The 24169-nt window shown below is 75.2% G+C and carries 30 protein-coding genes and 1 pseudogene; 14 read left to right on the forward strand and 17 right to left on the reverse strand.

The window, feature by feature from the left end:
* Positions 1-202: pseudogene (locus ABL57_RS05210) on the reverse strand (lytic transglycosylase domain-containing protein); the annotation flags it as partial.
* An 83-nt stretch (positions 203-285) separates the two neighbouring features.
* Here ABL57_RS05210 and ABL57_RS05215 point away from each other — a divergent pair.
* Positions 286-786 (forward strand): DUF456 domain-containing protein, encoded by a 501-nt coding sequence (locus ABL57_RS05215; protein ID WP_047802395.1) that lies wholly within the window; start codon positions 286-288, stop codon positions 784-786.
* A 103-nt stretch (positions 787-889) separates the two neighbouring features.
* Here ABL57_RS05215 and ABL57_RS05220 read toward each other — a convergent pair whose 3' ends face one another.
* From ABL57_RS05220 to ABL57_RS05245, 6 genes are all read right to left on the reverse strand, one after another.
* Positions 890-2254 (reverse strand): molybdopterin molybdotransferase MoeA, encoded by a 1365-nt coding sequence (locus ABL57_RS05220; protein WP_053004759.1) that lies wholly within the window; start codon positions 2252-2254, stop codon positions 890-892.
* A complete protein-coding gene (locus tag ABL57_RS05225; protein ID WP_053004760.1) occupies positions 2254-2550 on the reverse strand; it encodes a DUF6457 domain-containing protein in 297 nt (98 codons plus the stop codon). The genes ABL57_RS05220 and ABL57_RS05225 overlap by 1 nt, the downstream gene beginning before the upstream one ends.
* A 38-nt stretch (positions 2551-2588) precedes the next feature.
* Positions 2589-3182: a molybdenum cofactor guanylyltransferase gene (locus ABL57_RS05230; RefSeq protein ID WP_047802396.1), complete on the reverse strand. Its 594-nt coding sequence runs from the start codon at positions 3180-3182 to the stop codon at positions 2589-2591.
* 4 nt (positions 3183-3186) lie between these two features.
* A complete protein-coding gene (locus ABL57_RS05235) occupies positions 3187-3456 on the reverse strand; it encodes a MoaD/ThiS family protein (RefSeq protein WP_047802397.1) in 270 nt (89 codons plus the stop codon).
* 5 nt (positions 3457-3461) lie between these two features.
* Positions 3462-4619, reverse strand: a complete 1158-nt coding sequence (locus tag ABL57_RS05240; protein ID WP_047802398.1) for a GTP 3',8-cyclase MoaA — start codon at positions 4617-4619, stop codon at positions 3462-3464.
* Positions 4620-4800: 181 nt separating this feature from the next.
* Positions 4801-5130, reverse strand: coding sequence for a hypothetical protein (locus ABL57_RS05245; RefSeq protein ID WP_047802399.1), 330 nt, complete (start codon positions 5128-5130; stop codon positions 4801-4803).
* A gap of 63 nt (positions 5131-5193) precedes the next feature.
* On the opposite strand from ABL57_RS05245, the gene glp reads away from it, so the two are divergent.
* Positions 5194-6423: a gephyrin-like molybdotransferase Glp gene (gene glp, locus ABL57_RS05250; protein WP_047802434.1), complete on the forward strand. Its 1230-nt coding sequence runs from the start codon at positions 5194-5196 to the stop codon at positions 6421-6423.
* A 124-nt stretch (positions 6424-6547) separates the two neighbouring features.
* On the forward strand, positions 6548-6931 hold the full coding sequence (locus ABL57_RS05255) for a hypothetical protein (RefSeq protein ID WP_047802400.1): 384 nt from the start codon (positions 6548-6550) through the stop codon (positions 6929-6931).
* A gap of 4 nt (positions 6932-6935) precedes the next feature.
* Here ABL57_RS05255 and ABL57_RS05260 read toward each other — a convergent pair whose 3' ends face one another.
* Together ABL57_RS05260 and ABL57_RS05265 are read right to left on the reverse strand one after the other, a co-directional pair.
* Positions 6936-7802, reverse strand: coding sequence for an alpha/beta fold hydrolase (locus ABL57_RS05260; RefSeq protein ID WP_082157242.1), 867 nt, complete (start codon positions 7800-7802; stop codon positions 6936-6938).
* Entirely contained in the window at positions 7795-8262 is a 468-nt protein-coding gene (locus tag ABL57_RS05265) for a pyridoxamine 5'-phosphate oxidase family protein (protein WP_047802401.1), read from the reverse strand. The genes ABL57_RS05260 and ABL57_RS05265 overlap by 8 nt, the downstream gene beginning before the upstream one ends.
* A 169-nt stretch (positions 8263-8431) precedes the next feature.
* On the opposite strand from ABL57_RS05265, the gene moaC reads away from it, so the two are divergent.
* The 5 genes from moaC (at position 8432) to ABL57_RS05290 (ending at position 11767) form a co-directional block, all read left to right on the forward strand.
* Positions 8432-8929, forward strand: coding sequence for a cyclic pyranopterin monophosphate synthase MoaC (gene moaC / locus ABL57_RS05270; RefSeq protein ID WP_047802402.1), 498 nt, complete (start codon positions 8432-8434; stop codon positions 8927-8929).
* Positions 8926-9549 carry a MogA/MoaB family molybdenum cofactor biosynthesis protein gene (locus ABL57_RS05275; RefSeq protein WP_338130220.1) on the forward strand — a complete coding sequence of 208 codons (624 nt, stop codon included), beginning with the start codon at positions 8926-8928 and terminating at the stop codon, positions 9547-9549. Before moaC ends, ABL57_RS05275 begins: the two co-directional genes overlap by 4 nt.
* Positions 9546-9998 (forward strand): molybdenum cofactor biosynthesis protein MoaE, encoded by a 453-nt coding sequence (locus ABL57_RS05280; RefSeq protein ID WP_047802403.1) that lies wholly within the window; start codon positions 9546-9548, stop codon positions 9996-9998. Before ABL57_RS05275 ends, ABL57_RS05280 begins: the two co-directional genes overlap by 4 nt.
* A gap of 5 nt (positions 9999-10003) precedes the next feature.
* Positions 10004-11194 (forward strand): molybdopterin-synthase adenylyltransferase MoeB, encoded by a 1191-nt coding sequence (gene moeB, locus ABL57_RS05285; RefSeq protein ID WP_047802404.1) that lies wholly within the window; start codon positions 10004-10006, stop codon positions 11192-11194.
* Between the two features lie 114 nt (positions 11195-11308).
* On the forward strand, positions 11309-11767 hold the full coding sequence (locus tag ABL57_RS05290) for an SRPBCC family protein (protein ID WP_047802405.1): 459 nt from the start codon (positions 11309-11311) through the stop codon (positions 11765-11767).
* Positions 11768-11825: 58 nt separating this feature from the next.
* On the opposite strand, the gene ABL57_RS05295 is transcribed toward ABL57_RS05290, so the two are convergent.
* Both ABL57_RS05295 and ABL57_RS05300 read right to left on the reverse strand, forming a co-directional pair.
* Positions 11826-12278 (reverse strand): VOC family protein, encoded by a 453-nt coding sequence (locus ABL57_RS05295; protein WP_047802406.1) that lies wholly within the window; start codon positions 12276-12278, stop codon positions 11826-11828.
* Positions 12260-12700 (reverse strand): VOC family protein, encoded by a 441-nt coding sequence (locus tag ABL57_RS05300; protein ID WP_047802407.1) that lies wholly within the window; start codon positions 12698-12700, stop codon positions 12260-12262. The genes ABL57_RS05295 and ABL57_RS05300 overlap by 19 nt, the downstream gene beginning before the upstream one ends.
* 196 nt (positions 12701-12896) lie before the next feature.
* Between ABL57_RS05300 and ABL57_RS05305 the strand changes: the two genes are divergently transcribed.
* Positions 12897-13826 (forward strand): NADP-dependent oxidoreductase, encoded by a 930-nt coding sequence (locus tag ABL57_RS05305; RefSeq protein WP_047802408.1) that lies wholly within the window; start codon positions 12897-12899, stop codon positions 13824-13826.
* 114 nt (positions 13827-13940) lie between these two features.
* On the opposite strand, the gene ABL57_RS05310 is transcribed toward ABL57_RS05305, so the two are convergent.
* A complete protein-coding gene (locus tag ABL57_RS05310) occupies positions 13941-14612 on the reverse strand; it encodes a hypothetical protein (RefSeq protein ID WP_047802409.1) in 672 nt (223 codons plus the stop codon).
* Positions 14613-14793: 181 nt separating this feature from the next.
* Here ABL57_RS05310 and ABL57_RS05315 point away from each other — a divergent pair, with 181 nt between their 5' ends.
* The 3 genes from ABL57_RS05315 (at position 14794) to ABL57_RS05325 (ending at position 18365) form a co-directional block, all read left to right on the forward strand.
* Positions 14794-15591, forward strand: coding sequence for an SDR family oxidoreductase (locus ABL57_RS05315; RefSeq protein WP_047802410.1), 798 nt, complete (start codon positions 14794-14796; stop codon positions 15589-15591).
* Positions 15592-15868: 277 nt separating this feature from the next.
* A complete protein-coding gene (locus ABL57_RS05320; RefSeq protein WP_053004761.1) occupies positions 15869-17149 on the forward strand; it encodes a glycosyltransferase 87 family protein in 1281 nt (426 codons plus the stop codon).
* Positions 17142-18365 (forward strand): MFS transporter, encoded by a 1224-nt coding sequence (locus ABL57_RS05325; protein WP_047802411.1) that lies wholly within the window; start codon positions 17142-17144, stop codon positions 18363-18365. Before ABL57_RS05320 ends, ABL57_RS05325 begins: the two co-directional genes overlap by 8 nt.
* A gap of 24 nt (positions 18366-18389) precedes the next feature.
* Here the strand turns inward: ABL57_RS05325 and ABL57_RS05330 are convergent, their stop codons facing one another.
* The 5 genes from ABL57_RS05330 to ABL57_RS20610 all read right to left on the reverse strand — a co-directional run bounded on the left by ABL57_RS05330 (position 18390) and on the right by ABL57_RS20610 (position 22085).
* Positions 18390-19142 carry a PIG-L deacetylase family protein gene (locus ABL57_RS05330; protein WP_047802438.1) on the reverse strand — a complete coding sequence of 251 codons (753 nt, stop codon included), beginning with the start codon at positions 19140-19142 and terminating at the stop codon, positions 18390-18392.
* 59 nt (positions 19143-19201) lie between these two features.
* Entirely contained in the window at positions 19202-19819 is a 618-nt protein-coding gene (locus tag ABL57_RS05335; protein ID WP_053004762.1) for a signal peptidase I, read from the reverse strand.
* Positions 19816-20781, reverse strand: a complete 966-nt coding sequence (locus ABL57_RS05340) for a hypothetical protein (RefSeq protein WP_047802412.1) — start codon at positions 20779-20781, stop codon at positions 19816-19818. The genes ABL57_RS05335 and ABL57_RS05340 overlap by 4 nt, the downstream gene beginning before the upstream one ends.
* 16 nt (positions 20782-20797) lie before the next feature.
* Positions 20798-21400: a hypothetical protein gene (locus ABL57_RS05345; protein ID WP_047802413.1), complete on the reverse strand. Its 603-nt coding sequence runs from the start codon at positions 21398-21400 to the stop codon at positions 20798-20800.
* Between the two features lie 94 nt (positions 21401-21494).
* Positions 21495-22085 (reverse strand): alternate-type signal peptide domain-containing protein, encoded by a 591-nt coding sequence (locus ABL57_RS20610; protein ID WP_053004763.1) that lies wholly within the window; start codon positions 22083-22085, stop codon positions 21495-21497.
* 383 nt (positions 22086-22468) lie between these two features.
* On the opposite strand from ABL57_RS20610, the gene fdhD reads away from it, so the two are divergent.
* Together fdhD and ABL57_RS05360 are read left to right on the forward strand one after the other, a co-directional pair.
* Entirely contained in the window at positions 22469-23332 is an 864-nt protein-coding gene (fdhD, locus tag ABL57_RS05355; protein ID WP_047802414.1) for a formate dehydrogenase accessory sulfurtransferase FdhD, read from the forward strand.
* A gap of 40 nt (positions 23333-23372) precedes the next feature.
* Positions 23373-24107, forward strand: a complete 735-nt coding sequence (locus tag ABL57_RS05360; RefSeq protein ID WP_047802415.1) for a glutamine amidotransferase — start codon at positions 23373-23375, stop codon at positions 24105-24107.
* The last annotated feature ends 62 nt before the right edge of the window (positions 24108-24169 follow it).

The following is a 24169-nucleotide window of genomic DNA, read 5'->3' on the forward strand; positions in this document are numbered from 1 at the left end:
CGGGCACGGGAGCGGTGCGGCTCGGCCCGCCGGTCCCGGCGGGGTCCGGGCCGCGGTCGGAGGTGTTGGCGTGGATCAGTCCTCCCGTGCCGATCAGCAGCAGCAGCACCGAGGCCAGCAGGAACCACGAGGAGCTGCGCGCGGGGCGCTCCTCGGGCTGCTCGGCGTCCGGGCGTGCCGGCTGCAGGACGGTGGTGGACATCCGTCCCAGGGTAGGAGCGACGGTGGGGGCAGGTCTGCGGCCTCTTGGGGGGACAGCCGGCCGCGACCGCCTACGATGAGGGCGTGACCGCCGAGATCATCGCCACCCTCATCACCGCCGTCCTGCTCGTCGTCGGATGCCTCGGCGTCATCGTCCCGGTCCTGCCGGGCTCGATCCTCATCGTCGTGGGGCTACTGGTCTGGGCGCTCACGGTGCAGGCGGTGGAGGGGTGGACGGTGCTGGTCGTCGGCTCCGTGCTGGCGGTCATCGGGATGGCCGCGAGCGCGGTGCTCACCGGCGCCCGGCTCAAGCAGCGGCAGATCCCCAACCGCTCCCTGCTGTACGCGGCGGCGGGCGCCGTGGTGGGGCTGTTCGTGATCCCGGTCGTGGGGATCTTCGTGGGCTTCTTCGTCGGCCTGCTGCTGAGCGAGACCGCCCGTCAGCGCGACCTGCGCACCGCCCTGGACTCCAGCTGGGCGGCCCTCAAGGCCGCGGGCCTGGGCATCGTGGTCGAGTTCGGCTGCGCGCTCGCCGCCTCCAGCGTGTTCGTCCTGGGCGCCCTGGTCCTCTTCCTCACCGCCTGAGCGGCCGCCGCGCGGCGAGGGAGCGGGCCCCGCGGGGAGGACCCGAGGACGGAGGAGGGCCCGGGCACCCCGGTGCCCGGGCCCTCCTCCACCCGGTTGCGGGTCAGCGCCAGGGCAGGGGCACGACCTCGACGTCCTGCCCGGCGGCCACCCCGCCCGGGGGCACCACGATGATGACGTCCGCGTGCGCGAGCCCGCGCAGCATGTTCGCGCCGACCCGGTCCCGCGGGGCGACCGTCCCGTCCTGCAGGTAGCCGGGCACCAGGGCGGTCACCTTCTGGCCCGGCAGCTCCTCGGCCGCGGGCAGAGTGCGCGTGGTCGGGGCCGGGTCGCCGTGCAGCCGGGCCAGCAGCGGCTGGGCCACCGTGAACATGCTCGTCATGGCCGCCAGCGGGTTCCCGGGCAGCCCGACGACGAAGGGCCCGTCCTCGGGCAGGCGGGCGAGGAACGTGGGGTGGCCCGGACGCTGGGCGAGGCCGTCGAGGAGGAAGACCGCCCCGAGCTCCTCCAGCGCGGAGCGCACGTGGTCGGCGTCGGAGTGGCCGGTCCCGCCGGTGGTGATGACCACCTCGGTGCGGGCGTCGAGCACCGAGGCCATGCCGGAGGGCGCCTCGGTGAGGGCGGAGAGCATGGCCTTGGCGGTGTCCTCCACGCGCCGCAGCTGGTCCACGGACCCGCCCAGCATCTCCACGAAGGTGGGCAGCTGCGGGCCGAAGGCGTCACGGACCTGGCCGGGCTCGGGGATCCCGTCCTCGACCACCTCGCTGCCGGTCAGCAGGATGGTCACGCGCGGGCGGCGGCGGACGGGGAGCATGTCGTGGCCGCTGATCGCGGCGAAGGCGATGTGCGCCGGGTTGAGCAGGCACTGCCCGTGCAGGATGACGTCCCCGGCGGCCACCTCCTCGCCGGTGCGGCGGATGTTCTGCCCGTAGGGGATGTCCTCGGCCGAGGGGGCGTGGGCGGCGATGGTCAGCACCGTGCCCTCCTCGGACAGGTGCGCGAACTCGTCCCGCAGCACCGCCCGGGCACCGGCGGGGACGAGCCCGCCGGTGACGATGCGCGTGGCCTGCCCCGGCTCCAGGTTGAGCACCGGGCGGTAGAGGTCCTTCGGGGGGATCGTGAGCATCTTGCGGGGATCGGTCTCCACGGGCTCCGGGAAGACCACGGTCCACGGCTGCGGGCCGGCCACCGCGTAGCCGTCCATGGCGGAGGAGGCGTAGTGCGGCACGGGGATCGGTGCGGTGACGTCCTGGGCGAGGACCCCGCCGAGGGCCTCCTGCAGGGGCAGCCAGTGGCTGGGGAGGGCGGTGGCCACGTCGTAGGAGAACTGCCGGGCCCGGTGCCACTCGGCGTCCTGGAGGGTCTCGACCTCCACGGGCGCGGGCGCGGGGGCGTCGTCGTCCTCGATCACGGGCAGCGCGTGCGTGTAGGGGCTGTTGGTGTCGTGGGGCAGGGGCAGTCCGGACATCAGTTCTCCTCGGGGGTTCGGCGGGCGGCGGGGACGAGGTCGCCGACGGTGCGGAGGGCGCGGCGCAGCGCGTCGTGCTCCTCCTCGCCCGCGGCGACCGCCCGGGCCACGTGGTAGCCCAGCAGGTAGGCGGTGGGCGGGACGGCCGGTCGCACGGTGCGGTGGGCCACCCGCCCGGTGAGGCCCAGCACGGCGTCCAGCGGCAGCTCGGTGTCGGGGACGTCCAGGGCGGCGCGCACCGCCGCGAGCCACTGCTCGAGCGTCTCGTGCTCCGCCGGGCTCAGGTCCTTGGGCATGCCGTGCTCCTCCCGGGCGGGGGACCGCCCGTTCGTGGTCAGGTCAGGTGGTGCCTCCGCACATCGTCCCACGTATCCACGTCCGCGGTGGCGTCCTCGGCCACGGTGACGTCGTGCAGGCGGAGGTGGCGCAGGAAGGAGAACACCGAGCGGTCCGCGGGGTCCTGGCCCGCGTAGGCCGCGCGCAGCGCCTCCGAGCGGTACAGGGCCGCGAGGGGCTGGCGGCGGCCGTCGGGCGGGACGCCGACGTGCCCGTCCGTCCCTGGCACGATCCTCGCGGCCTCCAGCAGCAGCGGGACGGCACGGGCCACCCCGGGCATGTCGCAGGCGAGGACCAGGGTCCACGGCGCCTCGGGCAGCGCCTGGAGGGCGCGCAGGCCCGCCGCGATGCCCGCGGCCGGTCCGGAGAACGGCGGGTCCTCCCGGGCGCGCAGCACGCCCGCGGGGACGGCGAGCTCCGGGGGCCCGACGACGACGATCCCGGCCGCTCCCCGGACTGCGTCGAGCGTGAGCTCCACGAGGGTGCGCCCGTCCTGCCGCAGGCCCGCCTTCGGCCGCCCGCCCAGCCGGGAGGAGCGCCCGCCGGCCAGGACGACGGCGTGGAAGACCGGGGCCGGGTCCGTGGCGCCCACCCGTTCACCCCCCGGAGAAGGGCGGCAGGACGTCGAGCACCGCCCCGGCCGGGACCGGGGTGGCCGGATCGGGGCAGGCCACGCCGTCGAGCAGGAAGCTCGACCGGGCCAGCACCTCGGCCAGCGGCGGCTGCCCCGGCGGCGGCTGCGGGTGGGCCCGGACCAGCAGGGCCTCCACGTCCCGGCGGGTGCAGGGCCGGTCGGCCGGGACCGCCAGGGTCTCGGCCTCGGTGCCGGCGGCGGCCCGGGCGGCGGCGAAGTAGCGGATCAGCACGCCCCTCAGCCCCCGATCGCGCTCATCGTGCGGGCGGGCTGGACGTAGTCGGCCGAGTCCAGGCCGGTGTGCTCCATCCCGTGCGCGGCGGGTTTGACCCACATCGCCGCCCGCCAGCGCTCGGCCAGCTCCGCGTCGGTCGCCCCGGCGCGCAGCAGCGGGAGCAGGTCGACCTCCTCGTGGGAGAACAGGCAGGAGCGGATCCTGCCCTCGGCGGTGATCCGGGTGCGCTTGCAGTCGGCGCAGAAGGGCTCCGTGACCGAGGCGATCACTCCCACGGTGCCCAGCGGCTCGTCGTCGCCACCGGAGCCCACGGCGGGATCCAGCGCGGGTTCCTGGGCGGGATCCTGCGCGAGAGCCGCGGCGGAGGGCGCGCGGTGCACGTCCCAGAGCTCGGCCGGGGCGCCGTCACGCTTCCCCGGGTGCGGGACGAGCCGGAACCGGGTGGCCAGCCGGTCGCGGATCTGCGCGGCGGTGACCATGTCCGCCCGGGTCCAGCCGTGGTCGGCGTCCAGGGGCATCTGCTCGATGAAGCGCAGCGCGAAGCCGTGCTCGAGCGCCCAGGCCAGCAGCTCGGGCGCCTCGTGGTCGTTGATCCCGCGCATGAGCACCGCGTTGATCTTCACCGGGGTCAGCCCGGCCGCCGCGGCGGCCTCGGCCCCGGCCAGCACGTCGGCGAGCCGGTCGCGGCGGGCGAGCCGGCGGAAGGTCTCGGCGTCCAGGCTGTCCAGGGAGATGTTGATCCGGGTCAGCCCGGCCCGCGCCAGGGCGGGTGCACGGGCGGCGAGGCCGATGCCGTTGGTGGTCAGCGAGATCGGCAGGTCCCGGTGCGCCGCGCGCACCCCGGCCACGACGTCCTCGAGGTCGCGGCGGACCAGGGGCTCCCCGCCGGTCAGGCGCAGCTCGGTCACGCCGAGCTGCCGCACCCCGACGCCGACGATCCGGAGGATCTCGCCGGGGGTCATCAGCTGGGCGGCGGGCAGCCAGGGCAGGCCGTCGGCGGGCATGCAGTAGGTGCAGCGCAGATTGCACTTGTCGATCACCGACAGCCGCAGATCGGTGGCGCGGCGGCCGTGGCGGTCCAGGAGCCCCGTTCCGGCCGGGGCTCCGCTCGGCGCCGGTCCCGCACTGCGGATCTGCGGAAGTCCCAGGGAAACGCTCATGTCACCGCCTCGGTGGTCGCGTCCGGCCCGCACGGTGCTCGGCGTGCCGGGATGGTCCGCCCAGTGTAATCAGTCCCCAGCATGCCGAGAATGTCCGGTGCGCCGGCCGGGTCCTCCACCGGCGGTCCGCGCCGTGTCCGCGCCGCGCCCGTCCTGCGCCTGCACCGCGCCCTGGCCGGGGTCAGGCCGGCTCCGGCGGGGCCTGCTCGTCCAGCCGCGCGAGGGCCTCCGTCCAGCGGGCCTCCCGTTCGGCCGGGCTCTGCTCCCACCAGGGCGTGCCCCGTTCGCCCAGGCCGCGCTTCGCCAGCCCGACCCGGTCCCGCACGGCCCGCAGCCGGTCCTCCGAGCCCTCCCGGCGCGCGGTGCGCACCGCCGCGCGGGCACGCCCCAGGTGGGATCTGAGCCGGACCGCGACGTCGTCCGGCAGCGCGGGATCCTGCCGCCGCCAGCGCCGCCCGTCCACCACGATCCACCGCCCGTCCGGCGTGTGCTCCACCTCCCGCTGTGCCATGCCACCGATCCTGCCAGGTCCGCCCGCCGCGTGCGCTCCGCGGCGGGCCCCTACGCTGGGGGCATGAGCAGGCACGCGCAGCACCCGGTCCGCAGCGTCGACGAGCACCGCCGTGCGGTCACCGAGGCCCTGCGCGGGATCCGCCCGCGCGGGGAGACCGTCCCCCTGCGGGAGGCCCTGGGCCGGGTCCTCGCCGAGGACCTCGTGGCGCCCCTGAGCCTGCAGCCCTTCGAGAACTCGCAGATGGACGGATTCGCGGTGCGCGCCGCCGACACCCGGCGGGCGCCGGGGGAGCAGGACGCGCGGCTCGTCATCGTCGCCCCCGTCCCGGCGGGCCACGTCCCGGGGCCCCTGGCGGCCGGGGAGGCGGCCCCCGTCATGACCGGTGCGCCGCTGCCGCCCGGGGCGGACGCCGTGGTCCCGGTCGAGGAGACGCTGCCGGGCGGCTTCCCGGCTCCCGGGACCGTGCTGCGCGTCCCGGCCGACCAGCCGGCGGGCCGGTTCGTGCGCCGGGCGGGCGAGGACCTGCTCGAGGGCACGACGGCGCTGTCGGCGGGGCAGCGGCTCACACCCGCCCGGATAGGCCTCGCCGCGGCCCTCGGGTGCGCCGCGCTGCGCGTGCGGGCCCGGCCCCGGGCCGTGGTCTACACGACCGGGGACGAGGTCGTGGCCCCGGGGGCCGAGCGCGGTCCCGCCCAGATCTTCGACGCGAACGCGGCGATCCTGGCCGCCCAGCTCACGGAGGCCGGCGTGGAGGTGCTCGCCGCCCACCTGGTTCCCGACGACGCCGGGGCCTTCGCCGCGCGGCTGGCCGCCGACGCCGCCCGGGGACCCGACCTCTTCGTCTCCTCCGGCGGCGTCAGCGAGGGCGCCTACGAGGTCGTCCGCCAGGTGCTCGGGCCCCACGGCGAGTTCGTGCACGTGGCGATGCAGCCGGGCGGGCCCCAGGGGCTCGCCCTCCGGGACGGGGTGCCCTTCGTGTGCCTGCCCGGCAACCCCGTGAGCACGCTGGTGTCCTTCGAGATGTTCCTGCGGCCGGCGCTGACGGAGACCGTGGGCGCCCCCGTCCCCCGCCCGCTCCGCACCGCGCGGCTCGCGGAGGCCGTCCGCCCGCTGCCCGGCAGGACCCAGGTCCGCCGGGGCGTCTGGGACGGCGCCGTGGTGCGGATGGCGGGCGGTCCCGGCTCCCACCTGCTGGCCGCCGCGGCCCGGGCCAACGCCCTCGTCCTGCTGCCGCCGGGGGACGCGGAGCTGCCGGCGGGTGCTCCCGTGGAGCTGCTCGCGCTCGACTGACGGTGGCCGGGACCGTCCGCCCCGCTGACTAGACTGGCCTGCGCCCCTCGCCCGGCCGCCCGGCCCGGGACCGGGGAACCCCGTGTCGACCGATCCCGTGACGACCGCTACAGAACAGGCCCTCATGAAGTCCCTTCCCGCGCCCCTGCTGCTCGCCGCCACCGCCGTGATCCAGGCGCTCGGCCGCTACGAGTACCACCAGAACGCGATCACCGTGGTGGGCCAGATGCTGTTCCCCATCTTCTTCGCCGTGCTGGCGATCTTCCTCGCCCGGCGCGGGACGGAGGGCGCCTTCGGCACCGTGCACCTCGTCCTCCTCGTGGCCGGCGCGCTCCTGTTCGTGCTCAGCCTGGTGGGCCGCAACGGCACCGTCCCGCAGCTCTACCCCTCGGTGTGGGTCTACTACACCGCGTTCGCGCTCGTGGCGGTCGAGGCGGCGCTGCGGATCGCCGGCACTCCCGGCCGGGGGCGCGGCACCCCCAGGGACGAGGGGCCCGCCCGGCGCTGAGGGGCTAGCCGGTCCCGCCGGCACGCGCCACGACGAGCGCCGCCAGCTGCTCCGGGCGGGTCTCGGGCAGGCAGTGCCCGGCGTCCAGCTCCACGAACCGGTACGGGCCGCGCACGTGCTCGGCCGTCAGCTCCGCGGCCCGGCGGCCCAGGGCGGGATCCCGGTTGCCCCACGCGTAGGTGGTCGGGACGTCGACCGGCCCCGTGCGCAGCCGCGACAGCGGCACGGCGCGGTACCAGTCCAGGGCCGCGGTCAGCGCGCCCGGCTGCCGCATCCGGGCGGCGTAGCGGGCTGCCTCGGCGGCGGGCAGGCCGGAGCGGCGCAGCAGGTCCTCGAGCCGCGGGCCCAGCGCCGTCTCCGGGAGCCGGGGCAGCTGGAAGGCGGCCACGTAGGCGGAGCGCAGCCCCTGCCCCGATCGGACCAGGGACCGGGACAGCGCCCGCGGATGCGGCACCGAGGCCACGGTGAGGGACGCCGTCCGCTCCGGACGGTGCGCCGCGAGGGCCCACGCCACGATCCCGCCCCAGTCGTGGCCGAGCACGTGCGCGCGCTCCACCCCTGCGGCGTCGAGCACCGCCACGGCGTCCTCGACGAGCAGCTCCAGCCGGTAGGCCCCGCGGCCGCGGGGCCGCGCCCCGGGGGAGTAGCCGCGCTGGTCGGGGGCCAGGGTGCGCAGGCCCGCGGCGTGCAGCGTGGGCGCGAGGCTGTCCCAGCTCGTGCGGTCCTGGGGGAAGCCGTGCAGCAGCAGCACCGGGGGGCCGTCGGCGGGCCCCTCGTCGCGGACGTCGAGCAGCAGGCCGGCCGACGGGCACCGGGCGAGCCGCTCCGGCCCGCCGGGGCGGACGGTCCCGTCGCCGACCCGCTCACTCATCCGGGGCCCGCCGCGCCTCCGACACCGGGGTGCGCCACTCTCCCGGGTCCGCGACCGGGAACCGGCGGCCGGTCACGAGACCCGGCACGACGCGCACGAAGCTGCCCTTCCGGCCCGACTGCCACGGGAACAGCGGCAGGTCCAGGGTGTCCGTCAGCTCCTGGATCTGCTGGATGCGCTCGGCCCGGCCCTTGAGCACCACGCTCCACCCCTGGGCGGAGGACGCGTCGTACCCGTCGATCTCCACCGCCACCGGGACGCCGGTCAGGGCGGCCGCGAGCTTCGTCCCCTCGGCCGAGCGGAAGACGAGCGTCCCGTGGTCCACCACGAAGTTGATCGGGAAGATGTCCGGGTGGTCCTCCACCCACACGGCGAGGCGGCCGACACCGGCGTCCCGCAGCAGCTCCCAGCAGGTGTGCACCGGCAGGTCCTCGACGTGGCTGGCGTGCTCGTCCGTCATCGTGTGCTCCTTCGCAGGTCGGCGGCATCGGCGGCGCGGGAGGGCGTGCGGCCAAGCTAGCACCGCGCCCGACCCGGAACCAGGCCCGGCCCCGGAACGGACGCGGGCCGGAGCAGTGGGCCAGAATAGGAGGACGCACCGACCGGAGACCCGAAGGGACCGCACCGAGATGACCGATCAGCAGCAGGGCCTCACGCACGTCCGGGCGGACGGCTCCGCGCACATGGTGGACGTCTCGCACAAGGACGTCACCACCCGCGAGGCCACCGCGACCGCCACGCTGCGCACCCGGCCCGACGTCGTCGAGCAGGTCTTCGCCGCGGACCTCCCCAAGGGCGATGCCCTGCCGGTGGCCCGGGTCGCGGGGATCATGGCGGCCAAGCGGACCCCCGAGCTCGTCCCGCTGTGCCACCCCCTGCCGATCAGCAAGGTGGTGGTGGACTTCGAGCGCCTGGCGGACGGGGTGCGGATCACGGCCACCGTGCGCACCCGCGGGGTGACCGGCGTGGAGATGGAGGCGCTGACCGCGGCGTCGGTGGCCGCGCTGACGCTCTACGACATGATCAAGGCCGTGGACAAGCTCGCCGAGATCGACCGGGTCAGGGTGCTCGCCAAGTCCGGCGGGAAGTCGGGGGACTGGGCACGGAACGGCGGGGACCGCGCATGAGGAGCGCCGCCGTCATCGTCGCCTCCACCCGCGCGGCCGCCGGGGTCTACCGGGACCGGAGCGGGCGGATCGCCGCGGACTGGTTCGGCTCCCACGGCTTCACCGTGGAGGGCCCCTTCGTGGTGGCCGACGGCGAGGACGTCCGCGCCCAGCTCGAGCGCCTGCTCGTGGCACGGGCGCCGGAGGACCGGCCCAGCGTCGTGGTGACCAGCGGCGGCACCGGCCTGGCCCCCGACGACCTGACCCCGGAGGTCACCCGCCCCTTCCTCGACCGGGAGCTGCCGGGGATCATGGAGGCGCTGTGGGCGGAGGGCCGGAGGACCACGCCCCTGGCGGTGCTCAGCCGCGGGCACGCCGGCGTCAGCGGGCACACCTTCGTCGTCAACCTCCCCGGCTCCACGGGCGGGGTGTGGGACGGGCTGAAGGTGCTCGAGCCCCTGCTCGACCACGTCTGCGACCAGCTCGAGGGCCACCGCGACCGCGGGCACACCGACCCCGGGCACACCGCCCCCGGGTCCCGGCACCACGCCTCCGCCCCGCAGACCCCCGAGCAGCGGGCCCGGCCGCCGCAGACCCCCGGACCGCAGCACCCCGAACCGCACGAGGAGAACGACCGATGAGCACTCCCGGACCCATCCAGGCCGACACCGCCGTCGTCGCGGCGTTCGTGACGGACGAGCCGCTGGACCACGGACAGGCGGTCTCGGCCGTGCAGGACGAGCGCACCGGCGCCGTGGTCTCCTTCAGCGGCGTGATCCGGGACCACGACGGCGGCCGTTCCGTCACGAGCCTGGACTACACCTGTCACCCCGGCGCCGACCGGGCGGTCAAGGACGTGGCCCGGGCGGTCGCCGAGGAGTTCCCGGGCACCCGGATCTGGGCGGCCCACCGGATCGGCCACCTGGAGGTCGGGGACTCCGCCCTGGAGGCCGCCGTCGGCGCCGCCCACCGCAAGCTCGCGTTCGCCGCCTGTGACGCGCTCGTCGACCGGATCAAGACCGAGGTGCCCATCTGGAAGGAGCAGTCCTTCGCCGACGGCTCCACCGAGTGGGTCGGACTGGACGCCTGAGCGCCGTGGACCTGACCCCGCTCGTCGACCCCGCCCCCGAGCTCACCGACGCCGAGCTCCGCCGCTACGCCCGGCACCTCACCGTCCCCGAGATCGGGGAGGAGGGCCAGCGGCGGCTGAAGAACGCCCGGGTGCTGTGCGTGGGCGCGGGCGGACTGGGCTCCCCGGCGCTGCTCTACCTCGCCGCCGCGGGGGTGGGGACCCTCGGGATCGTCGACGACGACGTGGTGGACTCCTCCAACCTCCAGCGCCAGGTGATCCACGGGGAGGCCGTCCTGGGCGCGCCCAAGACGGTCTCGGCCGCGGCGCGGATCGCCGACCTCAACCCGCTGGTGCACGTGGTCGAGCACCGCGAGCGGCTCACGGCGGCGAACGCGCGGCGGGTCCTGGCCGGCTACCACCTCGTGCTGGACGGCTCGGACAACTTCGGGACCCGCTACCTCGTCTCGGACGCGTGCGAGCTCGGCGGGATCCCGCACGTGTGGGGCTCGATCCTGCGCTTCGACGGCCAGTACTCGGTCTTCTGGGGCGCGCACGGGCCCACCTACCGGGACCTCTACCCGGTGCCGCCGGCGCCGGGCACCGTGCCCAGCTGCGCCGAGGCCGGGGTGCTCGGTGTCCTGCCGGGCCTGCTGGGGACCGCCATGGCGGTCGAGGCCGTCAAGCTGGTGACCGGGATCGGCGCCACCATGCTGGGCCGGGTGGCCACCTACGACGCCCTGTCCGCGCGCTGGTGGGAGATCCCGCTGGCGCCCACGCCGGGACGCCCGCCCGTGCGCTCCCTGCAGGACGACGCCGGGACTCCCCCCTGCGTGGCGCCCGCCCCGGCGCGGCCGGCGGGGGAGGGGCCGGCCGCGCCGCTGCCCACGGTCACGGCGCCGCAGCTGGCACAGCTGCTCGCCGCCCGGGAGCGCGGCGAGGCGCAGTTCGAGCTCCTCGACGTGCGCGAGCCCTACGAAGCCCGTCTCGCGGCCATCCCGGGTGCGCGGCTGGTCCCCCTGGCCCGGTTCGAGTCCGGCGAGGCGCTGGCGGGGATCGACCCGGGACGCCGGGTGCTGCTGCACTGCAAGGCCGGGGCGCGCTCCGAGCGGGCGCTGCGGTTGCTGCGGGCGGCCGGGCACGCGGACGCCGCCCACTTGGAGGGCGGGGTGCTGGCCTGGATCGAGCAGGTGGATCCCGCCCAGCGGCCCTACTGACCGTCCGGGGCGCCCCGCCGGCCCGGGTACGCGGGGAGCGGAATGCGCTGGCGGGTCCGCCCCTGCACATGCCTACGGTGGGGCCGTACCGTCCCGACGAAAGGAACATCCCGCATGTCCGAGAACAGCATCTCCGCCAGCCGCCTCATCGACGCCCCCGCCGACGCCATCTTCGACGTCCTCAGCCTCCCGTCCCGGCACCAGCAGATCGACGGCTCCGGCACGGTGGTCTCCGGCGACGACCAGCGCATCCAGCAGGTCGGCCAGGTGTTCGTGATGAACATGAACGGTGAGCACATGGGCGGCGACTACGTCATGGAGAACACCGTCTCGGGCTTCGACGAGAACAAGCTCCTGGCCTGGCGGCCGAAGCCGCAGGGCGCCGAGCTCGAGGGCTGGGAGTGGATCTGGGAGCTCGAGCCGCAGGGCCCCGGCGCGACCCTGGTCACCGAGACCTACTCCTGGGAGCACGCGACCCCGGAGGCCAAGAAGGCCGTGTCCTTCCCGCTCTTCGAGGAGGGCGCCCTGGAGGGCTCCCTCGAGCGGCTCGCGGCGGCCGTCTCGGAGGAGTGACCGGCTGATCCGCGCCGCCCGGTCGCTCCGCGGCCGGGCGGCGTGCGTCCGGCGCCGCTCAGGCGTGCCCGGAGCCCTCCAGGGGGTACTTCTGCTGCACCGCCGTCCAGTTCCCGGAGCTGGCCAGCGGGTCCATCCACACGATCTCCCAGAGGTGGCCGTCCGGGTCCTGGAAGCTGCGCGAGCGCAGGAAGTCCTGGTCCTGGGGGCGGCCCTCCGGGGCGCCGGCGGCCACCGCGCGGTCGACGAACACGTCGACCTCCTCCGGGGTCGCGACGGACAGGGACGTGATGACCGAGGCGCAGCGCCTGGTGTCCGTGATGTCCTTGTCCGCGCGGCCGCGGAACGTCAGGTGGTCGAGGAGCACGACCCACAGGCCCTCGCCGGCCACGACGGTCACGGCGTGCTGGTCGGAGAACCCGGGGTCGGGAGTCCATCCGAGTGCGGTGTAGAAGCTCCGGGACGCCGCGAGGTCGACCACCGGCAGGTGGATCAGGACGGACGGCGCCACGGCTGCTCACCCGCCCCGCCGGCCCGGACCGGCGCCTGATCCACCCACAGGACCTCCCAGTGGTGCCCGTCCGGGGCCTGGAAGCCGCGCGAGCGCAGGAAGCCGTAGTCCATGATCTCGCCCTCCGTCGCACCGGCGCGGACGGCCCGCTCGACGACGGCGTCGACCTCCGCGGGAGACTCCACGTCGATCGCGGTGACGACGGAGGAGTCGGCCGCGGTGCCGGGTGACTCCGGGCCCACCGGGTGCCGATGACGGTCCTCGCTGAGGACCATGACGTGCGCCGCGCCCCGCACCAGCATCGTGGCGCCCGCCGGGACGTTCCGGCTCGGGGGGCCCAGCTCCCAGCCGAGACGGGCGTAGAAGCGCCTCGCCCGGTCCAGGTCTGCGACGGGCAGGGCGACGTAGTCTGCCGTGATCATGATGTCTCCTCCAGAGTGCGGCTGAGCCCGGCTCCAGGATGGTCCCGGGGTGTGTGCCCCTGCAACCGTGTGACGGGGGATCGGCGTGCATGTCGCAATGGCAACGGCACGGCATCGGCACGTCGTCGCGACGTCGTCGGGACGTCTTCGGGCGGGGCTCCGGAATGGGCGCAGGACCGCCGCCGTTGGAACGGTCATGCTGGTCATCGGAGTCACGTCGTTCGGAGGGCCGGAGGCCCTCGCCGCCCACGAGGTGCCGGATCCGCACCCGGGCCCCGGCGAGGTGCGGATCCGGGTGCGGGCCGCGGCCGTCAGCCCCACGGACACCGTGCTGCGCGCCGGCGGACAGCCGCTGGGCGAGCGGCGCCCGCCGTACGTGCCGGGCATGGACGCGGCCGGGACCGTCGACGAGGTCGGCGAGGGCAGCGCCTGGCGGGTGGGGGACGCCGTGATGGCGATCGCCCTGCCCCGCGGCGAGCACGGGGGCGCCTACGCGGAGCTGCTGGTCGCCCCGGACGACTCGATCGCCCGGATCCCGGCGAACACGGACTTCGCCACGGCCTCGACCCTGCCGATGAACGGGCTGACGGCCCTGCAGATCCTCGAGGAGCTCGACCTCCAGCCGGAGCAGACCCTCGCCGTCACCGGGGCCGCCGGCACCCTGGGCAACTACGTGGTGGAGCTGGCCAAGCACCAGGGGCTCACCGTCGTGGCGGACGCCGCCGACCGGGACCTGGAGCTCGTGGAGAGCCTGGGCGCCGACCACGTGGTCGCCCGCGGCGACGACGTGGCGGAGCGAATCCGGGAGTTCTTCCCGGAGGGGGTGGACGCGCTCGTGGACGCCGCTGTGCTGAACGAGAAGGCCGCTCCGGCGGTGCGCGACGGCGGCCGTTTCGCGACCGTCCGGCACTGGGACGGGAACCCGGGCCGGGACATCACCGTGCACCGGATCAGCGTGCCGCGCGAGTACCGTTCCGGCCACAAGCTCGAAATCCTGCGCCGCTGGGTGGAGGAGGGAGTGCTGACCCTGCGCGTGGCCGGCGTCCTGCCCGCCGCGGAGGCCGCCGAGGCCCACCGCCGGCTCGAGAGCGGCGGTGTCCGGGGGCGGCTGGTCCTGAGCTTCTGACCACGGGACGGCACCGCCCGGGACCTCACTGCCCGGGACCTCACCGCCCGGGACCTCACCGCCCGGGACCAGGCCTCCGGTGCCTCAAGGTCCGGTGCCTGAGGGGCCGGTGCCTCAGAGACCGGAGCGGTACTGGTGGTCGATCCCGGCCTGGTCGACCCTGCGGTGGAAGCGCATCCCGGCGAGTCCGCCGAGGATCGCGGCGACCAGCGGGATGACCACGGCGACGACCAGGGCGACGATGCCCCCCGTGGTCAGGGCGCCCTCGCCGATCGGGATCCGCGGGAAGCCGTTGAGGTCCCGCAGGACGTTGAACTGGCCGCCCGCCACGGCGCCCACGACCGCCAGCACGATCGCGATGACGACGGCCCAGACCCACACGGCCACGCCCTGCTTGGCGCCGTCGAACCGCGCCATCCGGCCGGCCACGTAGCCGCCGGCGAAGTAGGCGACGAACAGGATCACGGCCAGGACGATGCCGCTGACGATCCCCACGGTGCCGGCGTTCTGCCCGACCTGGTCCGCGATCTCGGCCGGATCGGTGCTGGTCGCCACGCCGACGCCCGCCCCGATCGCGGTCAGCAGGGCGGTGAGCAGCACGGCGATGCCGGTCGCGGTCATCCAGCCGAAGAACGCGCAGCCGAACTTCACACCCCCGTACTGCTGCTTCTCCGCGGCGACCACGTCCTGGCGACGCCCCCGGGGCGTCGTGGCGCCCGCACCGTTCGGGACGCCTCTCCCGGCACCCTCGGGAACGGACGCTCCTGCCGGCTCCTGGTGCACCATGGCGCTCTCCTCACGTCCTATCATCAGCTTGCTTAACAGTTTCCTCCGAACGTACGGGACCCGCAACCGTCCGTCACGGACTCGACGGGGCCCGGTGCCGCCGCCCGGAATCAGTAGTAGGCTGATGGTTCCGGCAGCACCTCGGGAACAGCCCGCCGGCGGCGGGCGGAGAGGCACGACCATGGACTTCACCCCTCGCACCGCCATCGTGACCGGCTCGGACTCCGGGATCGGCCGCGCGACGGCCGTCGCCCTGGCGGCGGCCGGGATGGACGTCGGCATCACCTGGCACCAGGACGAGGCCGGTGCACAGAGCACGGCGGAGGAGGTCCGCTCCTACGACCGCCGCGCCGTGGTCGCCCGGCTGGACACCACGGAGCTCGACGGCTGCGGCGGTGTGGTGGACGACCTGGTGGAGCAGCTCGGCGGGCTCGACGTGTTCGTGAACAACTCCGGCACGGGGGCGAACGTCCCATTCCTGGAGACCTCGCTGGGCACCTGGCGCAAGGTCGTGGCCACCGACCTGGACGGGGCGTTCGTCTGCCTCCAGGCGGCCGCCCGGCACATGGTCGCCGCAGGGCGCGGCGGACGGCTGATCGCCGTGACCAGCGTGCACGAGCACCTGCCGCGGGTCGGCTCCAGCGCCTACGACGCCGCCAAGCACGGGCTGGGCGGGCTCGTGAAGACCATCGCCCTGGAGCTGGGGGAGCACGCGATCACGGCGAACGCGGTGGCCCCGGGGGAGATCGCGACCCCCATGACGGGCCAGGAGGACGAGAACCCGCAGCGCACCCATCGTCCCGGCGTTCCGCTGGGCCGGCCCGGGGACGCCCGGGAGATCGCCTCGGTCATCGCCTTCCTCGCCTCCCCGGCCTCCGCCTACGTCACCGGCGCGTCCTGGGTGGTCGACGGCGGCATGGTGCAGATGGGGCCGCAGGCCGGCTCCCACCTGACGAACGACGACTGGCGCCGAGGCTAGGCCGGCCGGGCCGGGACGCTCGAACCGCCCGGCGGCGCCGGCGGAGCCGCCACCCTCGCGGCCCCGCGCACGGGCCGACGGACCCCCGCGCCGGACGGCGCGGGCCCCTCCTGCGGCGGGCTTAGAGTAGGGACCGCCCCGCCCGCCGCACGAGGAGTCCCGCCATGCGCGCCAGCACGACCGCGACCGGTCCCGACCACCACGGGATCGTGGCCGCGGTGGCCCGCGAGTGCTCTCGCTCCCGGGCCGGCCTCCCGACCCCCGAGCCGAGGCCCCGGTGACCGTTCCCTCCGGCTCCGCCGCCGTGGCCTCCCGCCCCCGGCGCTCCGCGCCGCTCACCGGGCTGGTCTGGCTGCTGCTGGCGGGGGCCCTGGTGCGGTCCGTCTGGCTGGTCTTCGACGGCAGCATCGACCTGGACGTCTACCGGTTCGGCGGCATGGCCGTGGTGGACCGCCACGGGTTCGACGACGAGCTCTACGGGCCGGGCCTGAGCCCGGACGGCGACGGGGGCCTGCCCTTCACCTATCCGCCGTTCGCCGCCCTGCTGTTCGTGCCGCTGGCCTACCTGCCCGAGTGGCTCACCGAGCTCGCCCTGGCGCTGTTCACGATCGGCTTCGCGGCCGGGCTCTCGTGGATGCTCCTGCGCTACGCGGCGGACCGCGGCCGGCCGCTGCTGACCCGCCTGGATCCGGTCACGGCGGTGGCGGCGGGCACCGCCGTGCTGCTGTGGTCCGGGCCGTGGATGCGCAACGTCGGCCTGGGACAGATCAACGCCCTGATCCTGGCCCTCGTGCTCTACGACCTCCTGCGCACCTGCGACGACAGCCCGCTCGGCCGGGTGCCGCGCGGGTTCTGGATCGGGCTGGCCGCCGGGATCAAGCTGACTCCGCTGGCCTTCGGGCTGGTGTTCCTGATGCGCGGGCAGCTGCGGTCGATCCTCACGATGGGCCTCACCTTCGCCGCGACCGTGCTCGCCGGGTTCCTCGTGCTGCCGCGGGACGCGGTCGTGTTCTGGACCCAGGCCGTGGTCAGCGACGAGCGGGTGGGCAACCCGGCCTACGTGGACAACACCTCGCTGCAGGGCGTGCTGCTCCACCTCGGCGTTCCCGGCGGCCTCGAGCCCCTGCTGCGCTGGGGGCTGCTCCTCGTGCTGCTGGTCGGCGCCGCCCTGCTGATCCGGGTCCTCGCCGCGCGCGGGATGGTCCTCTCCGTGGTGGCCGTGAACGCCCTCGTCATGCTCTACCTGTCACCGGTCACCTGGTCCCACCACCACCTGTGGTGGGGACTCGTGCTGACCGCGCTGTGGGTGGAGGCCTGGCCCGCGTTCCTCCGGGACGGCCCGCGCCGGCTGGTCCCGGCGCTGGGCGGAGTCGCCCTGGTGGGCCTGTACGTGGGCCCGATCCGCTGGGACGCCTGGCTGCGCCCGCTCGGCGCCTCCGGTCCGGTGATCGACGTGGTGGCCACCCTGCCCTACCTCGCGCTGCTGCTGCTCCTGGCCCTCTGGGTGGTCACCGGGCTCCGGGCCGGGGTCCCGGCGGCCGGCGCCGGTCGTGGCTGAGCACGTCCCGCCGGGGACCTGGACCGGCTACGACCGCGGCAGCCGGGGTTATCGCCGGGTCCTGCTCGCCCTGCTGTGCGCCGGCGTCGCCACGTTCGCCCAGCTCTACTCCGTGCAGGGCGTCCTGCCGCTCATGGCGGCCGACCTGCGGATCGACGCCGCCCGCGCGTCCCTGGGCGTCTCGGCCGCGACCTTCGGACTGGCCGTGGGCGTCCTGCCCTGGTCCGTGGTGTCCGACCGCTGGGGTCGGCTGCGGACCATGGTGATGGCGGTCGTGGCCGCCACGGCCTTCGGGCTCGTGATGCCCTTCGCCCCGACCTTCGAGTCCGTGGTGGCGCTGCGCTTCGTGGAGGGCGTGGCCCTCGGCGGCATCCCCGCCGTGGCCATGGCCTACCTCGCCGAGGAGCTCGACCGCCGGCACGCGGCCGTCGCCGCCGGCACCTACGTGGCGGGCACGAGCCTGGGCGGGCTGGCCGGGCGCATCATCGCCGCCCCCGTGGGCGACGCGTTCGGCTGGCGGACCGGCACGGTCACCGTCAGCGTGCTGGCCGCGCTCGCCGCCGTGGTGTTCGTCCTGATCGCCCCGCGCCAGCGCGGCTTCGTCCGCCAGACCGTCCGGCTGACCGGGCCGTCCGGGCTGCTGCGCCGGCTGGGCGCCAACCTCGCGGACCGGGGCCTGCTGGTGCTGTACCTGCAGGGCTTCCTGCTCATGGGCGGGTTCGTGGCCATCTACAACTACCTGGGCTTCCACCTGGGCGAGGAGCCGTTCGGCGTCTCCCAGACCGTGGTGAGCCTCCTGTTCCTGGCCTACCTCTCCGGCACCTGGTCCTCGGGGACGGCCGGGCGGCTCGCGGCCGCCCACGGCCGGAGGTCGGTGCTCGTGAGCAGCGGAGTGGTCATGCTGGCCGGGCTGCTGGCCACCCTCGTCCCCTCGATCCCCGTGATCGTGGCGGGGCTGCTGCTGTTCACCGCGGGCTTCTTCGCGGCCCACGCGGTGGCCTCGGGCTGGGTGCCGGTGCGCTCGCGCACGGGCAAGGCCCAGGCGTCGTCCCTCTACACGCTCTTCTACTACGGGGGCTCGTCCGTGCTCGGCACGGCCGGCGGCGTCTTCTACACCGCCGGCGGCTGGTCCGGGGCGGTCGCGTTCGTGGCGGCGCTCGTCGTCGTCGCCGTCCTGCTCGTGCTGGTGGCCCTCCGGGACCCGGAGCGGGCCTGACCCGGCACCGGGCCGGGGGAGCCGTCAGTCGTCCGCGCCGCCCCACTGCAGGGGGAACACCTCGAAGGCGCTCGCGAGAGGCACCCCGGCCCGTTCGCCCACGGCCTGCGCGTTGCCGCGCAGGAACGCGTCCGGGTCGAAGTCGGCCCAGCCCAGGCCGTCCAGGTACGCCTGGTGGGCGCGCAGGGACGCCACACCGGTGTCGAAGTCGTCCGTGACGTCCACGGCGTGCCGTGCCTGCGGGGAGCCTGCGGCCCACACGGCCACGACCCCCGGCCACGGCGCCAGCCCGGACTCGACCTGCTCCGGGAAGATCCACCGGTTGCCGGCATCGCGGGCGGCGTCCAGGGTGGCGCGGCCCACCGCGATGTGGTCGGCCTGGTTGAGGTTCGTGGCGCCGTCCCAGGTGTCGCGGAAGTTGTTGGTGACCACGACGTCCGGCCGGTGCCGGCGGACCACCTCGGCGATCCGGCGGCGCAGCGCCACCCCGTACTCCAGGACCCCGTCCGGGAGGCGCAGGAACTCGACCTCGTCCACGCCCACCACCCGGCAGGACTCCCGCTGCTCGTCCTCACGCAGCGGGCCCGCCTCCGGCGGGGCCATCCCGTCGATCCCGGCCTCCCCGCTGGTCACGAGGCAGTAGACCACGTCCTTGCCCTGGCCGGTCCACCGGGCCACGGCGGCCGCGGCGCCGAACTCCATGTCGTCCGGGTGGGCGACCACCACGAGGGCGCGGTCCCAGTTCTCGGGCAGGGCGGTGAGCGGCGTCTCGGTCATGGTGCCCATCATGGCCCGCCCGGCGCCGACCGGCAACGGCCGTCCGGCCGCCGCGGCGCTCAGCCGGCGACGGACCCGGCGGTCACCACGGACAGCTGCTCCGTCCGTGCGTCCTGCGGCGGCGCCGGTGCCGCGGCCCCGGCCGGGCGCCCGCCCCGGTCCCGGGCCGCGCCGACGAGCTGCCACAGGGCGTAGCCGAACAGGGCCGCGGCGACCAGCACGACCCCGCCGCGCTTCTGCTCCGCGTCCAGCAACGTGGCGGCGTGACCGGCCCAGGGCACGTGGTACTTCACCACGCCGCGCAGCTGGGTGGCGGTGACCGGCTCCGCGTCCGGGGCGGCGTTGGCGTCGCCCTGCGTCGTGAAGCTGCGCCGGCCCTCACCGTCCACCGCGACGGCCACGATCCGGTGGGTGACGAGGGTGTCGTCGTCGGGGCGGGGCATGAACGTCACGACGTCCCCGGTGCTCAACCGCGCGGCGCCGCCCTCGCCCTCGAGGGGCTCGACGACGACCTGGCTGCCGGTCGGGACGGTCGGCTCCATCGAGCCGGAGAGCACCGTCAGGGGCACCCAGCCCAGGGCCAGGGGCACGACGACGACGGCCAGCAGCAGCGCGGACACCGCGGCCAGGAGCACGACGAGCAGCGGGTGGAGGGCCTTGCGGACCATGGCGGTCATGACGGGAGTCCTTCACAGTTGATGTTGTCGCTGGCGCCGGCGATCTTGATCGTCCAGGCGTAGGCGCTGTCCACGTGATGACCGGTCCCGGGTCCGAGCACGGCCCGGACGAGGGCCTCGTACTCCTGGTTCTTCTCGTACCCCGCGATCCGCCGAAGGTCCGTGGCCGTCAGCGGGATGTCCCGCGTGGCGGCGCCCGGCACTCGCTTGACCAGCGTGGGTGCTCCGGTGCTGCCTCTGGGGCGCACCAGGACCTGCCACTCCGTGACGGCCGGAGCGCCGGACGCGCCGCTCCAGGTCCACCGCAGGGACGCCGTGTTGTCGGCCGCCCGGCACTGCGCCGCATCCGCCGGCACCGGGGGCATGGGCGCGGTCACGGGCGGGAGATCCACCGTGAACGGCATGGTCCACGAGCGGGTCGCCGACCAGGAGCCCCCGTCGAGGGTGGTCGCCTCCACCTGGGTGACCACCTGCAGGGGCCGCCCGGCCAGGAGGCGCAGCGCGTCCTCGGCGACGTCGTCCGTGGACACCGTCAGGCACAGCTCCGCGGGCCGGTCCCGCTCGAGGGGTGCCCGGGTGCTCCCCGGGACGGCCACCGCGGCGGACCCGCCCGGCGCGACGGCGGCCCAGGTCGCCGGGGACTCCGGGGCGCCGCAGTCCGTGCCGGTGCGGTAGGCGAGGCGCAGGCCGGCCGGCGGGGCCACGGGTGCCCCGCCGTCGAGGACAGAGATCTGCACCGGCCGGTACCGGACCCCGAACCCGGAGGCGTTGGTCAGGGTCGCCGAGCTCCCGGTCCCGGCGACGTCGAACCCGACCACGCCCATGGTGAGGGCGGGCACCTCGGCCTGCCCGGTGGCGGACCAGCGCGCACGGGTGGCGCCGTTCGGCGTCGTGAGCACGACGACGACCAGCAGGAGGAGGACGGCGAGCGCATAGGCCGCGGGGGGGCGGTACTTGCTCATGGGATGCTCCCGGGGGTCAGTTCTGGACGAGGGCGACCGTCAGCGGGCCCGGCGCGAGGGCCGTGCCCTGTGCCGACGGATCGGCGGGGACGTCGTAGGAGACGGTGATGTCGTAGACGGCGCCGTCCTGGGCCGCGGTCACGGTCCAGGCGGATGGGCCGGGACCGGGGGACAGGGGCGCCGTGCCGGGGGCCGGCGCCAGCTCCACGCGTGGGGCGACCGCGCCGCCGGCCGGCCCTCCGGGGTCGACCGTGAGGGTCGCGGTGAGGTTCGTGCCCGCGAGGTCGAGGTGCGCGCGGGTCGTGACGACGACCGTGTCGCCGGGCGCCAGCGCCGGAACGGCGTCCGGGGACCCGGTGAGGTCGGTGGTCCCGCGCTGCACGGCGCCGGTCACCGGGTCGAAGTCGGTGTGCTCGAGGGCCGTCCGCGCCGGCTCGAGCACCAGGCCGAGGTTGCCGGTGCTGACGGCCTGCGTCTCGAGCGGGACGGCGTCGGACCACCGTGCCGCCGTGCCCATGCTGTTGCCGAGCAGCGTCAGGGCGAGCAGGGAGGCCGCGGTGGCCGCGAAGGCGCGGCCGGCGGCCGAGGGGCGGGGGCGGGGGCGGACGGGATGTGTCACGGGAGCCTCTGGGGGTGAGACGGAGTCTGTGAGGGTGGGGTCCCCGGTGCGGCGGCGCCGTACCGGGGACCCTGGGGCCGACCGGCCCCTGCGGTCACTGCTGCGTCAGGACGAGCTTGGTGCCGGTCAGCGACGTGTCGGCGTTCTCGCCGAAGCTGTCGGTGGTCTTGTCCGCATCCCAGGTGAACGTCGCGATGGCCTCCACGACGTGCCCGTTGTCGTTCTTGGTGATGGGGTACGAATCCTGAGTGGTCTTCGCCCCGCTGCTGAACGTGACGTCATAGGACACGTAACCGGCCTCGGCGAGCTCATCGATCTCCTTCTGCAGCTCTGCCGGGAACTGCAGCTCCAGAGCGCCTTCGAGGGTGTCCCCCTTCGCAGTCACAGTCGTCGAAGCATGCAGCTCGATGGTGTCGCCCGGAACGATCCGGTAGGTGTCGGGCTCGATCGTCCGGCCGGTCCCATCGGTCCAGAAGACCGTCGGGGTCGACATGGAGAGTTCGCCGGCGGTGATGATGTCGTCGGAGGCGATGGCCTTCTCCTCGGACCACTTGGAGAAGGTGCCGCCGCCGGCGGCGAGGAGACCGACGGCCACGACGCCGGCCAGGACGGCCTTGCCGGTGTGGCGGTTCCTGGCGCCCCGCGCGGGGGACTCGGACGGGAGGTGCTGTGCTGCAGAGGACATGGTTCCGCCTTCGTGCGAGAGGGGTGGGAGGAGAGGTGCGCGGGATCGGTGCGCGGCGCGCGGCATCCGGTGCGGGGCCCGGTGGAGCGGGGGACACCGGCCCCGGGATCAGGGGAGCCGGCGTCCCGGTGCAACGACCGCGCCCGAGGGCGCGGGTCCGCGGGACCGCGGTGGATCGCCGGGCGAACCGCCGGTAGCCCTACCGCCGGATCGCCTTGACGCGTCAACTCTAGACAAAAGTCTATGTATTCGAACAGAGTTCGGTTGTCCCCACTTCACCCGACGTTACTACTGGGTAATGAAGGCGTTCCGGCCGGTCCGGCCCCGGGCCTAGGATGCCGGGGGAGGGCTCCCACCCGGAGGGCCCGGAGCGGAGGACCCCCATGACCCGAGCATCCCAGCGACGCCGGGTGCACCGGTACACGGCCGAGGGCGACGGGGGCGGCCGCGCGGACACCCTGGCCGGGGAGGAGCCCCTGGAGATCCGGCTCCACGGCAGCCCCTTCACCGTCACCATGCGCACCCCGGGGCACGACTTCGACCTCGTGGCCGGCTTCCTCGTCTCCGAGGGCGTCGTCCGGGCGCCGTCCGAGCTCGTGCAGATGGACTACCGCAGCGGCATCGGTCCCGACGGGCAGCGCACCTACAACGTGGTCGACGTCCGGCTCGCCCCGGGGGTCGCCCTGCCGGACACCTCCATGCAGCGGCACGTCTACACGTCGTCGTCGTGCGGGGTCTGCGGCACGGCGTCCATCGAGGCCGTCACCAAGGTCTCCTCCTTCGACCCCGCGGCGGACCCGGTCCGGCTCCCCGTGCCCGGGCTGCTCGCCCTGCCGGACCGGCTGCGCACCGGGCAGAAGCTGTTCGCCACGACCGGCGGCGTCCACGCGGCCGGCCTCTTCCGCTGGCCCGCGCACTCCGCCGGGGCCGGCGACGGTCCGGCCGAGCCGGAGCTGCTGTGCGTGCGCGAGGACGTCGGGCGGCACAACGCCGTGGACAAGGTCGTGGGCTGGGCGCTGCGGGAGGGCCTGCTGCCCCTGCGCGGCACCGTCCTGCAGGTCTCCGGGCGCGCGTCCTTCGAGCTCGTGCAGAAGGCCTCCATGGCCGGTGTCCCCGCGCTCGCGGCGGTGTCGGCGCCCTCCGCCCTCGCGGTCGACCTCGCGGACGAGGTGGGCATCACGCTGCTCGGCTTCAGCCGGGGGACGTCGTTCAACGCCTACGCCCACCGGGAGCGCCTCGTCCCCTGAGCGGGCGGGGGAGCACCCCGGCGCTGGCTACGATGGGGTCATGAAGCCCTTCCTGCTGCTCGCCACCCGCGCCGAGGACGACGTCGCGGACGAGGAGTACGAGACGGTCTGCCGCTTCAGCGGCCTGCAGGAGGGTCTGCTCCACCGGGTCCGCCTGGAGGCCGGGCCCATGCCGCCGATCGACCTCGAGCGCTACTCCGGGGTCATCATCGGCGGCTCCCCGTTCAACTCCTCCGACCCTCCCGAGCTGAAGTCGGAGACGCAGCGGCGCGCCGAGTCGGAAATGCGGGACCTGCTCGACGAGGTCGTCGCCCGGGACTTCCCCTTCCTGGGCGCCTGCTACGGCGTCGGCACCCTCGGCACCCACCAGGGCGGGATCGTGGACCGCACCCGGGGCGAGGAGATCGGCGTCATCGAGGTGACCCTCACCGAGGAGGGGCGGCGGGACCCGCTGCTCCGGGACTTCCCGGGCACCTTCCACGGATTCGTGGGGCACAAGGAGGGCACGCGCACGCTCGCGCCCACCGCCGTCCTGCTGGCCACCGGCACGGGCTGCCCCGTCCAGATGTTCCGGGTCAGGCAGAACCTCTACGCCACCCAGTTCCACCCCGAGCTCGACGCCCCCGCCCTGCTGAACCGGATCGAGGCGTACAAGGAGCACGGCTACTTCCCGGTCGGCGAGGCCGAGGAGGTCAAGGACCGGATCCGCCGGGGCCCGCCCGTGACCGAGCCGGCGAAGCTGCTCGCGGCGTTCGTGGACCGCTACGCGCGCTGAGCCACGGACGGGTCCGCCCCCGGAACTGCCGCGTGTCCGCGGGGCGCCGGGGCCGATAGCGT

Origin of the sequence: Kocuria sp. SM24M-10, from assembly GCF_001027955.1 — a bacterium.
Lineage (GTDB): Bacteria > Actinomycetota > Actinomycetes > Actinomycetales > Micrococcaceae > Kocuria > Kocuria oceani.